This window comes from Rhizobacter sp. (assembly GCF_031412075.1).
Lineage (GTDB): Bacteria > Pseudomonadota > Gammaproteobacteria > Burkholderiales > Burkholderiaceae_C > Rhizobacter.
The window spans coordinates 1-12375 of the sequence record NZ_JANOCG010000015.1 but is presented as its reverse complement, the minus strand read 5'-3'; the positions used below and the strand labels follow the sequence as shown (position 1 = coordinate 12375).

Genomic DNA, 12375 nt, shown 5'->3' with positions numbered 1-12375 from the left:
TGACATGCAACTCGGTGCCGGTGATGTAGCCGGCCTGCGGCGAGGCGAGAAACGCCACTGCATGAGCGATGTCAGCCGCCTGGCCCAAACGGCCCAGGGGGATTTGCGTCATCAAGGCGTTGGTTTGCTGCTCCGACAACTTCTTCGTCATGTCGGTTTCGATGAAGCCCGGCGCCACACAATTGACCGTGACACCCCGGCTGCCCAGCTCACGCGCAAACGAGCGTGTCATGCCGGCCACACCGGCCTTGGCCGCTGCGTAGTTGGCCTGGCCGGCGTTGCCACTGGCACCCACCACAGAGGTGATGTTGATGATGCGGCCATACCGCTGCTTCATCATCGGCTTGGTCGCCGCGCGGCTGGTGCGGAACACGGCCTTGAGGTTGGTGTCGATGACGGCGTCCCAGTCATCGTCTTTCATGCGCATCGACAGCATGTCGCGGGTGATGCCGGCGTTGTTGACCAACACATGCAGGCCACCGTGCTCCTTGACGATCGCATCGATGGCGGCGTCGACGCCCGGGCCATCGTTGACGTTCAGGCAAAGGCCACGGCTGCCGGCAAAAGCGCCCAACGCCTCGGTGATGGCCTGCGCGCCAGCATCGGTGGTGGCAGTGCCGATGACCTTCATGCCAAGCGCCGCCAGCTGCAACGCGATCGCACGACCAATGCCACGCGACGCACCGGTCACCAGGGCGATCTGCCCCGCGGTTTGAACCTCGCTCATGCCAGCAGCCCTTTCGCTTCAGCCAGGGTTGCGGGATCGAACATGGGCAGGCCGGTCGCCTCAGCGTCAATACGCTTGACCATGCCGGCCAACACCTTGCCCGGACCACATTCGACGATGTGGGCAATGCCCCGCGCACGAATCGCCTGGATCGTCTCGACCCAGCGTACTGCGCCGAACGATTGGCGGTAGAGGGCTTCGCGAATGGCTTGCGGATCGGTCTGCACCGCCACGTCGATGTTGTTGATGAGCGGGATCTGCGGCGCGGCGAACCGTGTTTCAGCGAGACGCGTCTTCAGCTGTTCAGCCGCAGGGCGCATGAGGCTGGAATGGAACGGGGCCGACACGGCTAGCAGCAACGCGCGTTTGGCGCCTTTGGCCTTGAGCACTTCGCAGGCCTTGTCGACGGCGGCCTTGGTGCCCGCGATCACTGTCTGCTTGGGGTCATTGAAGTTGGCCGCTTCCACTGGCTCATTTGTCAGAGCCGACGCTTCAGCGCAGCCTTCGATCACCACCGATGCGTCGAGGCCAAGGATGGCGGCCATGGCGCCCTGCCCCACCGGCACGGCCTGCTGCATGGCCTGGGCGCGCAAGCGCACCAAGGGCAGCGCTTGAGCCAGCGTCAGCGAACCCGCCGCCACGAGCGCCGTGTACTCACCCAGTGAATGCCCCGCCACCACGGCCGGTTGCGCGCCGGTTTCAGCCAGCCAGGCACGCAGGCAGGCGACACCGGCCGTCAGCATGTAGGGCTGGGTGTTGGTGGTGAGGTCGAGTGTTTCCTTCGGGCCTTGCGCCATGATGCTGGCCACGTCTTCACCGAGCACCTCGGAAGCTTCAGCGAGGGTCGCGCGCACAGCGGCGTGATCGCCCCAGGCATCGAGCATGCCAACCGACTGCGAGCCTTGGCCCGGGAAAACGAATGCGAACGGAGTCATGTGACAGCGCTTTCTTCTTGTCGTCGCAGTGGAGGTTCGGGCGGGCTGTGGCTCAGAAGTCGAGCAGCACGGCACCCCAGGTGAACCCACCCCCCACGCCTTCGAGCATGACAGTGTCGCCGCGCTTGACGGAGCCGGCACGCACCGCGACATCGAGCGCCAGCGGGATCGAGGCAGCCGAGGTGTTGCCGTGTTCGTCGACGGTAACGACGAGTTTGTCGAGCGACAGCTTCAGCTTCTTGGCCGTGCCATGCATGATGCGGATGTTGGCCTGATGCGGGATCAGCCAGTCGATGTCAGCCTCGGTACGGCCCGCCTTGTCGAGCACCGAACGCGCGACGTCTTCGAGCACGCCCACGGCCAGCTTGAAGACGGCCTGCCCATCCATCTTGAGGAAGGGCAAGCCCATCACCTGCCCGCCCGACATCGCACCCGGCGTGCAAAGAATGTCGGCGTAGCGGCCGTCGGCGTGCAACTCGGTGGCGAGCAGACCTGGCGTGTCACTGGCTTCGAGCACCACGGCGCCGGCACCATCACCAAACAACACGCAGGTGGTGCGGTCGGTGAAATCGAGGATGCGTGAAAACACTTCTGCGCCGATCACCAGGGCCTTGCGCGCGGCGCCGGTGCGAATCATCGAGTCCGCCACCGTCAGGGCGTAGACAAACCCCGAGCACACGGCCTGCACGTCAAAGGCTGCACATCCCTGAATGCCGAGCTTGCGCTGCACGATGCAGGCGGTCGAGGGGAACACCATGTCGGGCGTGGACGTGGCCAGGATGATCAGGTCGATCTGCGAAGCATCAATGCCTGCAGACGCCAACGCCTGGCGACAGGCCTCGACCGCGAGATCGCTACAAGGCATGTCGGGGGCGGCGAAATGGCGAGCCCGGATGCCGGTGCGCGCCACGATCCAGTCATCAGAAGTTTCAACGCCCTTCGCCCCCAGCTGGGCAGCGAGGTCGGCATTGGTCACGCGTTGAGGCGGCAGGAAGCTGCCGGTGCCCGAGATGCGCGAGTAGCTGGCGGGAAGAGATGGTGTCATGCAGCGAGGGCGTCGCCCGGATTCGTCGGCTCGTCAGCGTCGACACCTGTTGGCATCGCTTCGAGCGTCTCAAGAATCAGGTCGTGTACCCGGTCAAGCAAACAATTGCGGGCCGCATCATAAGCCCGATTCAAGGCCCCCTCGAACGCGAAGGCGTCGGCGGAACCATGGCTCTTGAACACCAACCCGCGCAGGCCCAACAGCGCGGCGCCGTTGAAGCGCCGCGGGTCGATGCGCCGCTTCAGGCTGTTGAGCACCGGCAAGGCAGCAACGGCTGCCATCTTGGTGAAGATGTTGCGGCTGAATTCCTGCTTGATGAACCCGACCAGCGTGGCGATCAGGCCTTCGGCCGTCTTGAGTGCCACGTTGCCGACAAAACCGTCGCACACGACGATGTCGGTCGTGCCCTTGAAGATGTCGTTGCCTTCCACGTTGCCGTAGAAATTGAGGTGGCCGCCTTGTGCCGCCTTGCGCAGCAACTCACCGGCTTTCTTGATGGTCTCGCTGCCCTTGATGACTTCTTCGCCAATGTTCAGCAAGCCCACCGAGGGGTTTTCCTTGCCCTCGACAGCCGACACGAGGGCGCTGCCCATCACGGCGAACTGCAGCAGGTGCTCGGGCGAGCAGTCGACGTTGGCACCGAGGTCGAGCACGGTGGTGAAGCCGTCGCGCTCGTTGGGCATGACCGTTGCAATGGCGGGGCGGTCGATGCCATCGAGGGTTTTCAGCAGATAGCGTGCAACCGCCATCAACGCGCCGGTGTTGCCCGCCGAGACACAAACGTGAGCATTCGGCGGCTGACCAACTGGCCCGGCCTTGAGCTGACTCAGCGCGACGCGAAGGGAGGAGTCTTTCTTTTTGCGAAGGGCGACCTCGATGGGGTCGTCCATCTCGACCACCTCGCTGGCGGCCACGATGGTGCAGCGCTCCCAGCCCGCAGCCGCCGCCAAGGCCTCGGTCTTGCCGACCAGGATCAGGTGGGCTTTGGGATGCGCAGCCAGAAAGGCCTTGCAAGCCGGCAACGTGACCGAGGGGCCGAAGTCGCCACCCATGCAGTCGACGGCCAGACGAACTGCGTCGTTGACAGGATGCGCCAAGGGGGAGTTCATGAATGCCACAACACTGAAGAGCGCGCAGAAAAACAAACACCCGACGCTGCAGCGTGTTGCAGGCCGGGTGGAGGTGTCATTTCAAGCATCAGCGGTGAACGCGAGGTGTCGCGAACAGGCGCCACGGGGCGCCGCACGCCGCTGAAGGATCAGGCGTCTGCCTTGGTCTTGAGCACCTTGCGCCCACGGTAAAAACCGTTGGGGCTGATATGGTGGCGCAGGTGCGTTTCACCGGTGGTCGGCTCGATGGCCGTGCCCGGGTTGGTGAGCGCGTTGTGTGCACGATGCATGCCGCGCTTGGAAGGCGACTTCTTGTTTTGCTGGACAGCCATGGAATGCTCCTTAGATCTCCTGCAGCTCGCGCTCTCACAAAGGGAGCGCAGGAGCCAGGGGGTTGGTGCCGTGGGTGGACACCCGAACGGAAAGCCTGCAATTCTAGCATGCCATCACGAGCACTCGCTCAGTTGGGCAGGCCGCCCCGCTTGAGGGCTGCCAAAGCGGCAAACGGATGAGGAGCCCCATCTTCCGGCAGCGGCTCCGGCTCGCCAGCCAGCAACGGCTGAGGGCATCTTTCGTGACGGGGCACGATCGGCAAGGCCAGCAGGAGCTCGTCTTCGATCAGCTCGCGGACGTCGAGCGAGCGGGTCAGGGCCAGCACATCGTCTTCGCTGTCGGAGTCGAGCTCGGCCGCGGTGTCTTCCCCGTGCACGAACAGAAACGAACGCTGGGCCGTCACGTCGGCGCCCACGGGCATCAGGCACCGCTGGCATTCGAGCGTCACCCGCGTCGAGGCGTCGGTGTGCAGCCAGATTTGGGGCTGCCCGCCGCGAACGGCCCGCAGCTCGCCCCGAGCGCGCCAGGCGACCGGGGTGGCCTCAGCGGACAACACCGTCGACGAGACCAGTCGCTCCAGCTCAGCCAACGGCCACGTGCCTTCGAGAAGCGCGTCGTCGCTCTTGGCAAAGGCCGCCACATCGAGCTTGAGGGGGTCGAAATCACGCGTTTTCATGGGCTGAAGTGTAAGTCTGGGCCTGTCGAGCATGTCCGGGTGGAGGGACAATCCCCGCCATGACAAGCCGCCCCACCCTCATCCTGGGTTCCACCTCACGCTATCGCCGCGAAATGCTGCAGCGGTTGCGCCTGCCTTTTGACGTCCAGGCGCCCCACGTGGACGAAACGCCGCACGCCGCAGAAGCGCCAGCCGACCTGGCACTGCGGCTGGCCCTCGCCAAGGCCCGCGCAGTGGCCCGATTGCACCCGGATGCCGTGGTGATCGGCTCCGATCAAGTGGCTGACCTCGACGGCACACCGATCGGCAAACCCGGCACCCACGCCAAAGCCACCGAGCAACTGCGCGCCATGCGGGGCAAGGCCGTCGTGTTTCAGACGGCGGTGGCAGTGGTGAGCCTCACTCAGGGCTACGAAGGTTCAGCCCTGGTACCAGTGACCGTGCGCTTTCGCAACCTCAGCGACGCCGAAATCGAGCACTACCTGCAAGCCGAGCAACCTTACGACTGCGCTGGCAGCGCCAAGTCCGAGGCCTTGGGCATCGCCCTCTTGAATGCGATCGAATCCAACGACCCGACGGCGCTCGTCGGCCTGCCGTTGATCAAGACCTGTGAGCTGCTGCGCGCAGCCGGTATCGACCCGCTCCAACCATGACGGCGCCCCCTGGGAAGCTGATCCTGATGCCCAATACGCTCGACTTCGGCGTGAACGGCGACGCCGACCTGCAAGAGGTGTTGCCCCTTGGGGTGATACGCACTGCGGCACGGCTGACCTACTGGGTGGCAGAGAACGCCAAAACCACCCGCGCATTCTTGAAACGTGTCGATGCGGTGGTGCCGTTGTTGCAACCGCTGCAGGCCTTGTCCATCGTCGAATTGCCGCGCCCACCCAAAGGCGCTCGCGTCCTCGCACTGCTTGATCTGAAGCCTCTCATTCAGCCCGCCCTGCAGGGCCACGACATCGGTCTGATCTCCGAGGCCGGCCTGCCGGCAGTGGCCGACCCCGGGGCCGCACTCGTGCAAGCTGCCCATGCGCTGGGGGTGAGGGTCGAGGCGCTGGCCGGCCCCAGCTCGCTGCTGCTCGCTTTGGCGGCGAGTGGCCTGAATGGACAAAGTTTTGCGTTCGTCGGCTACCTCCCGGTGGACGCCACGCAGCGTGGCACGCGCATCCGCGAGCTGGAATCCTTGTCCAAACGCGCTGGGCAAACGCAGCTGATGATCGAAACACCGTACCGCAACGAAGCCTTGCTCGCAGCCTTGTTAACCCATCTGAGGGCCGACACCCAGCTGTCGGTGAGCTGCGGGCTCACCCTGCCGCAGGCCTGGACACGAACCGACGCCGTGGCGCGGTGGAAAACCCACACCAGCCCGATGCCGGCCGATGTGCCGGCTGTCTTTTCGCTGCTCGCGCCCTGAGCGCGCAAGGACTCAGGTCGTCGTCGGCTTGCTGCCACCAAACAGCGCCGCCACCTTCTTCTTGGGCTTGATGTTGGGTGAGAGCCCACGCCCGGTCGACGCCGGTGTGGGGGTCTTGTTTTCCCAGGCTGCCGCCGTGTCGGGTGAAGCGCTGGGTTCGTAGGGTTTGTCGAAGAACGGGTCACGCGGCGCCCGCACCGGCTGGGCATAGCTGCGCGCCGGGCGCGGGCTGTCGGCCACCGTCGGAGCAGCCTCCTCACGCACACGCTGCGGACGCTCTTCGCGCGGCGGTCGGGCGTCGTCGAACTCCAGCGGCTCAAGCTCGATCTTCTTCTTGATGAGCTTTTCGATGTCGGCCACCAGACGTGCGTCTGATGAAGATACCAGCGTCACGGCCAGGCCCGACGCCCCGGCGCGACCGGTGCGGCCGATGCGGTGGACATAGTCTTCGGCATTGAAAGGCACGTCGAAATTGAAAACGGCGGGCAGGTCGGCGATGTCCAGCCCGCGCGCGGCCACGTCGGTGCACACCAGCACGTCCACCTCACCGCGCTTGAACGCATCGAGCGCCTTCAAGCGCTCGTCTTGCGACTTGTCGCCGTGCAAGGCATTGGTCTTCAGGCCATCACGCTCCAGCGAGCGGGCCAGCCGCGCGCAGCCGAGCTTGGAGTTGACGAACACAAGCGCCTGCGTCAACGCACGGTCTTTCAGCAGCTTGACCACGGCGGCGCGCTTGTCGTCGGTCGCCACGCTGTAAAACCGCTGCTCCACGTTGGTGGCGGTGGCATTCGGGCGCGCCACCTCCACCAGCACCGGGTCTTGCAGGTAGCTCTCGGCCAGGCGTTTGATTTCGGGTGAGAAAGTGGCCGAGAACAGCAGGGTCTGGCGCTGCTTGGGCAGGTAGCTCAAGATGCGCTGCAGGTCGGGCAGGAAGCCGATGTCGAGCATGCGGTCAGCCTCGTCGAGCACCACGTACTCCACCTGGTTGAGCACGCAGTTCTTGGCCTCGATGTGGTCGAGCAAACGGCCAGGGGTAGCGATCAGCACTTCAACGCCGGTTTTCAACTCGAGCGTCTGCGGCTTCATGTCGATGCCACCAAACACCACCATCGCGCGCAGCTTGGTGTGCTTGGAATAGGTCTTGATGCTCTTGGCGACCTGGTCGGCCAGCTCGCGCGTGGGCGCCAGCACCAGGGCGCGCACCGGGTGGCGAGCCGGTGAAGCGCTGCTGTTCTCGTGCTTCATCATCTTGTGCAGCAGCGGCAGCGAGAAGGCAGCGGTTTTGCCGGTGCCGGTTTGCGCGGCACCCATCACGTCTCGCCCGGCCAGCACGATGGGGATGGCCTTGGCCTGGATCGGCGTCATGGTGGTGTAGCCCGATTCGGCGACCGCTTTTTCCAGCAACGGGGCCAAGCCGAGAGAGGCGAACTCCATGGTCTCGGGGGCAGCGGATTCGACGGCATCCTCTTGTGAAGGTACGGTGCCGAGGGTTTCAAGAGCTGTTTCATTCATCCTCGGATTATCTCCCGGGCTAGAAATGCCCCTCGATCGACCTGTGTGGCCCTACTAGAATCGCGCGGATCAGGGAGCCGTCTAGATCGCGGCCCCTCAACAAACACACCTCGATCCCATGATTCTTGTCACCGGCGGCGCGGGCTTCATCGGCGCCAACTTCGTGCTCGACTGGATTGCCGCCACGGGCGAGCCTGTGCTCAACCTCGACGCCCTCACTTACGCAGGCAACCTGGAGAGCCTGAAGTCGCTGGCCGGCGACGCGCGCCATGTCTTCGTGCAAGGCGACATCGGTGACCGCGCCCTGCTCGACCGGCTGCTGGCCGAGCATCAGCCGCGCGCTGTTTTGCACTTTGCGGCTGAAAGCCATGTCGACCGCAGCATCCACGGCCCCGGCGCCTTTGTGCAGACCAATGTGAACGGCAGCTTCACCCTGCTCGAAGCGGCGCGTGGCTACTGGATGCAGCTGCAAGGTGCGGCGAAAGAGGCCTTCCGTTTTCACCATGTTTCGACCGATGAGGTCTATGGCTCGCTGAAGCCCACCGATGCCCCGTTCACCGAAACCCACGCCTACGAACCCAACAGCCCGTACTCGGCCAGCAAGGCGGCGAGCGACCACCTGGTGCGGGCCTGGCACCACACCTACGGTTTGCCGGTGGTCACCACCAACTGCAGCAACAACTACGGGCCCTATCACTTCCCGGAGAAGCTGATCCCGCTGATGATCGTCAACGCACTCGCCGGCAAGCCGCTTCCGGTGTACGGCGACGGCCAGCAGGTGCGCGACTGGCTCTACGTCAAAGACCACTGCGCGGCCATACGCGAAGTGCTGGCCCGCGGCAAGCTGGGCGAAACCTACAACGTGGGCGGCTGGAACGAGAAGCCCAACATCGAAATCGTGAAGACGGTCTGCGCCCTGCTCGACGAGCTCAAGCCCGACCCCGCCGGCAGCTACGCCCGCCTCATCACCTACGTGACCGACCGCCCGGGCCACGACCGCCGCTACGCCATCGACGCCCGCAAGCTCGAGCGCGAGCTTGGCTGGAGGCCGGCTGAAACCTTCGAGACCGGCATCCGCAAAACGGTGCGCTGGTATCTGGACAACACCGACTGGGTGGCCCGGGTGCAAAGCGGCGCCTACCGCGAGTGGGTGGATCGCAACTACGCAGATCGGTCGGCGCGATGAAAATTCTTCTGCTGGGCAAGAACGGTCAGGTCGGCTGGGAGCTGCAGCGAGCACTCGCGCCCCTGGGTGAGTTGATCGCGCTCGACTTCGACAGCGCCGGCCCACTCACCGCCGATTTCTCAAACCCGGAGTCGCTGGCCGCCACCGTGCGCGCCGTGGCGCCACACATGATCGTCAATGCGGCAGCGCACACGGCCGTCGACAAAGCCGAGGGCGAGCCCGCGTTGGCCCGCGCGATCAACGCCTCGGCGGTCGGCGTGCTGGCACGCGAAGCCGCTGCGCTCGGCGCATGGGTTGCCCACTACAGCACCGACTATGTGTTCGACGGCAGTGGCAGCACCCCTTGGCTCGAAGACTCGCCCACCGGGCCCTTGAGCGTCTATGGCCAGACCAAGCTCGAAGGCGAAGAGGCCATTCGTGCCAGCGGCGCACGCCACCTGATCTTTCGCACCAGCTGGGTGTACGCGGCGCGCGGCGGCAACTTCGCCAAGACCATGCTGCGCCTGGCGAAAGAGCGCGACAAATTGACCGTGATCAACGACCAGATCGGAGCACCCACCGGCGCCGAGTTGCTGGCCGACATCACCGCCCACGCCTTGCGCGCCGCGCTCCATCAACCCCTGCTGGGGGGCACCTACCACGCGGTGGCGTCGGGCGAGACCAGCTGGCACGGCTACGCCCAACACGTGATCGAGTTCGCGCGCCAGGCCGGGCAACCGATCAAGGTGGGGGCAAACGCCATCGAGCCCGTCGCCACGAGCGCCTTCCCGACCCCGGCCAAGCGCCCAGGCAACTCGCGCATGAGCACGCAAAAGCTTCAACAGGCGTTCGGCTTCACACTGCCCGCGTGGCAAACCGGTGTCGAGCGCATGCTCAACGAAACCCTGACCTGATGACCTTTCAACCGAGCGGCACCTCATGAGCACAGCAATCGCCCGCAAGGGCATCATCCTTGCCGGTGGCTCCGGCACCAGGCTGCACCCGGCCACGCTGGCCATCAGCAAACAGCTGCTGCCGGTGTACGACAAGCCGATGGTGTACTACCCGCTGGCCACGCTGATGCTGGCCGGCATTCGCGACATCCTGCTCATCAGCACGCCGCAAGACACACCGCGCTTCGAAGCGCTGCTGGGCGACGGCGCCAAGTGGGGCGTCAACATCAGCTATTGCGTGCAACCCAGCCCCGACGGCCTGGCACAGGCCTTCATCCTCGGCAAGACGTTCGTTGACAGCCAGCCGAGTGCGCTAGTGCTGGGCGACAACATCTTCTACGGGCATGACCTGCAAGGGCTGCTGCACTCGGCGGCCGCACGCACCACCGGCGCCTCCGTATTTGCGTACCACGTGCACGACCCCGAGCGCTATGGCGTGGTGGCGTTCGACGCCAACAAACGCGCATTGAGCATCGAAGAAAAGCCCAAGGTGCCAAAGAGCAACTACGCCGTCACCGGCCTGTATTTCTACGATGAACAGGTGTGTGACATCGCCGCCAGCATCAAGCCCTCACCGCGTGGCGAGCTGGAGATCACTGACGTGAATGCGCGTTACCTTGAGCTGGGAAAACTCAACGTCGAGATCATGGGGCGCGGATATGCGTGGCTGGACACCGGCACGCATGACAGCCTCATGGAAGCGGGGCAGTTCATCGCTACGCTGGAGAAGCGCCAGGGCCTGAAGGTGGCGTGCCCTGAAGAGATTGCCTACCGCGCGAGCTGGATCACCGCCGGGCAACTCGAAGCGATGGCCCAACCCATGCTCAAGAACGGCTACGGCCAGTACCTGATGCAAATCGTCAAATCGCAGGTGTTCTAAACGATGAAGGTGACAAAGACCGAGATCGAGGGCGTGCTGATCCTCGAGCCCAGGGTGTTCGGAGATGAGCGCGGGTTCTTCTCCGAGAGTTTTAATCAGCGAGCCTTCGATGAAGCCGTCGGCCACGATGTCGTTTTTGTTCAAGACAACCATTCGCGGTCGACGAGAGGTGTGTTGCGCGGACTGCACTACCAACTGCCACCCCACGCGCAGGGAAAACTCGTTCGGGTTACCCAAGGCAGCGTCTACGACGTGGCCGTGGACGTCCGCCGGCACAGCCCTACTTTTGGACGGTGGGTCGGCGTAGAGCTGAGTGGTGAGAATCACCGTCAACTCTGGCTTCCGCCCGGGATGGCTCACGGCTTCCTCGTTACGAGCGCCAGCGCCGACTTCCTTTACAAGACGACCGATTACTACGCACCCCAAGCCGAACGATCGGTGCGCTGGGACGATTCCGATCTTGCAATCGCGTGGCCGACGCTTCCGGATTCATCGAAGATTTCGGCCAAGGATGGGTCAGCGCCCCCCCTGCGCGATGCCCCCAGCTTCGAGTGAGAACACCTCATGGATCGACATGATCTCAGGAAACGTACTTAGATGTCGCAACTCAATGCCTCTCCCTCATCACACTCGCAAATGACCTCATCGAACCTCACCGTTGCTATTGTCGGATTGGGCTACGTCGGCCTGCCGTTGGCTGTCGCATTCGGGAAGAAGTACCGCACGTTCGGATTGGACTTGTCGGTGGAAAAGGTCGAAGCCTACAAACGCTTTGTGGATCCGACCGGCGAAGTGTCGACCGCAGAACTGACTGCAGCTGCTCAACTCACCTGCACCACCGACCAGGGTGTCCTGTCTGAAGCCGATTTCATCGTCGTGGCCGTGCCAACTCCTGTCGACGATGCTCATCGACCTGACTTCACCCCACTCGTGAAGAGCTCTGAAAGCGTCGGCAAGCACATCAAGCGCGGCGCCATCGTGGTGTATGAATCAACCGTCTACCCCGGCGCCACCGAAGAGGTTTGCATCCCCATCATTGAGCGGCTCTCGGGCTTGAAGTGGAAGCAAGACTTCTTCGTTGGCTACAGCCCTGAACGCATCAATCCTGGTGACAAGGAGAGAACGCTTACCAAGATCGTCAAAGTGGTGGCAGCCGATACACCGGAGACCCTGTCGACGGTCGAGCGAATGTATGGTTCCATCATCGACGCCGGCGTGTACCCGGCCAGCAGCATCAAGGTGGCCGAGGCCGCCAAGGTAATCGAAAACACGCAGCGCGACCTCAACATCGCGCTGATGAACGAGCTAGCGGTCATCTTCAAACGCATCGGTATCGACACCCTTGAAGTGCTCGAAGCTGCCGGCACCAAGTGGAACTTTCTCCCCTTCCGGCCAGGCCTGGTCGGTGGCCACTGCATCGGCGTCGACCCCTACTACCTCACCCACAAAGCCGAGATGCTCGGCTATCACCCGCAGGTGATCCTGGCGGGCCGTCGCATCAACGACAACATGGGCAAGTTCATCGCCGAGCAGACCGTCAAACAGATGCTGGCCGCCAATCTGCGCGTGAAAGGTGCAGACGTCATCGTGCTCGGGCTGACATTCAAAGAGAACTGCGCGGACCTG

General features: G+C 64.0%; 14 protein-coding genes. 7 read left to right on the top strand and 7 right to left on the bottom strand.

Features of this window, described 5'->3' with window-relative positions; genetic code table 11:
• The 6 genes from fabG to RMO40_RS00480 form a co-directional block, all read right to left on the bottom strand.
• On the bottom strand, window positions 1–727 hold a 727-nt coding region (gene fabG / locus RMO40_RS00505; RefSeq protein WP_309714894.1), incomplete at its 3' end, for a 3-oxoacyl-ACP reductase FabG.
• Window positions 724–1662 carry an ACP S-malonyltransferase gene (fabD, locus tag RMO40_RS00500; RefSeq protein WP_309714892.1) on the bottom strand — a complete coding sequence of 313 codons (939 nt, stop codon included), beginning with the start codon at window positions 1660–1662 and terminating at the stop codon, window positions 724–726. The genes fabD and fabG, both read right to left, overlap by 4 nt.
• Before the next feature lie 52 nt (window positions 1663–1714).
• Complete coding sequence (locus RMO40_RS00495; protein ID WP_309714890.1) at window positions 1715–2707, bottom strand: beta-ketoacyl-ACP synthase III; 993 nt, start codon at window positions 2705–2707, stop codon at window positions 1715–1717.
• The gene (gene plsX / locus RMO40_RS00490; protein WP_309714889.1) at window positions 2704–3816 is read right to left on the bottom strand and encodes a phosphate acyltransferase PlsX; all 1113 of its coding nucleotides are present in this window, start codon (window positions 3814–3816) and stop codon (window positions 2704–2706) included. Before plsX ends, RMO40_RS00495 begins: the two co-directional genes overlap by 4 nt.
• Window positions 3817–3965: 149 nt before the next feature.
• Window positions 3966–4148: a 50S ribosomal protein L32 gene (rpmF, locus tag RMO40_RS00485; protein ID WP_301162775.1), complete on the bottom strand. Its 183-nt coding sequence runs from the start codon at window positions 4146–4148 to the stop codon at window positions 3966–3968.
• A gap of 128 nt (window positions 4149–4276) precedes the next feature.
• The gene (locus tag RMO40_RS00480) at window positions 4277–4825 is read right to left on the bottom strand and encodes a YceD family protein (protein WP_309714885.1); all 549 of its coding nucleotides are present in this window, start codon (window positions 4823–4825) and stop codon (window positions 4277–4279) included.
• Between the two features lie 59 nt (window positions 4826–4884).
• On the opposite strand from RMO40_RS00480, the gene RMO40_RS00475 reads away from it, so the two are divergent.
• Both RMO40_RS00475 and RMO40_RS00470 read left to right on the top strand, forming a co-directional pair.
• Window positions 4885–5478 carry a Maf family nucleotide pyrophosphatase gene (locus RMO40_RS00475; protein WP_309714883.1) on the top strand — a complete coding sequence of 198 codons (594 nt, stop codon included), beginning with the start codon at window positions 4885–4887 and terminating at the stop codon, window positions 5476–5478.
• Window positions 5475–6239 (top strand): SAM-dependent methyltransferase, encoded by a 765-nt coding sequence (locus RMO40_RS00470; RefSeq protein ID WP_309714881.1) that lies wholly within the window; start codon window positions 5475–5477, stop codon window positions 6237–6239. Before RMO40_RS00475 ends, RMO40_RS00470 begins: the two co-directional genes overlap by 4 nt.
• Window positions 6240–6251: 12 nt before the next feature.
• Here RMO40_RS00470 and RMO40_RS00465 read toward each other — a convergent pair whose 3' ends face one another.
• The gene (locus RMO40_RS00465; protein WP_309714879.1) at window positions 6252–7673 is read right to left on the bottom strand and encodes a DEAD/DEAH box helicase; all 1422 of its coding nucleotides are present in this window, start codon (window positions 7671–7673) and stop codon (window positions 6252–6254) included.
• 196 nt (window positions 7674–7869) lie between these two features.
• On the opposite strand from RMO40_RS00465, the gene rfbB reads away from it, so the two are divergent.
• From rfbB to RMO40_RS00440, 5 genes are all read left to right on the top strand, one after another.
• Window positions 7870–8937, top strand: a complete 1068-nt coding sequence (rfbB, locus tag RMO40_RS00460) for a dTDP-glucose 4,6-dehydratase (protein WP_309714877.1) — start codon at window positions 7870–7872, stop codon at window positions 8935–8937.
• Entirely contained in the window at window positions 8934–9830 is an 897-nt protein-coding gene (rfbD, locus tag RMO40_RS00455) for a dTDP-4-dehydrorhamnose reductase (protein WP_309714875.1), read from the top strand. Before rfbB ends, rfbD begins: the two co-directional genes overlap by 4 nt.
• Window positions 9831–9855: 25 nt before the next feature.
• The gene (gene rfbA, locus RMO40_RS00450; protein ID WP_309714873.1) at window positions 9856–10749 is read left to right on the top strand and encodes a glucose-1-phosphate thymidylyltransferase RfbA; all 894 of its coding nucleotides are present in this window, start codon (window positions 9856–9858) and stop codon (window positions 10747–10749) included.
• Window positions 10750–10752: 3 nt separating this feature from the next.
• A complete protein-coding gene (gene rfbC, locus RMO40_RS00445; RefSeq protein ID WP_309714871.1) occupies window positions 10753–11304 on the top strand; it encodes a dTDP-4-dehydrorhamnose 3,5-epimerase in 552 nt (183 codons plus the stop codon).
• 42 nt (window positions 11305–11346) lie between these two features.
• On the top strand, window positions 11347–12375 hold a 1029-nt coding region (locus RMO40_RS00440; protein ID WP_489660084.1), incomplete at its 3' end, for a nucleotide sugar dehydrogenase.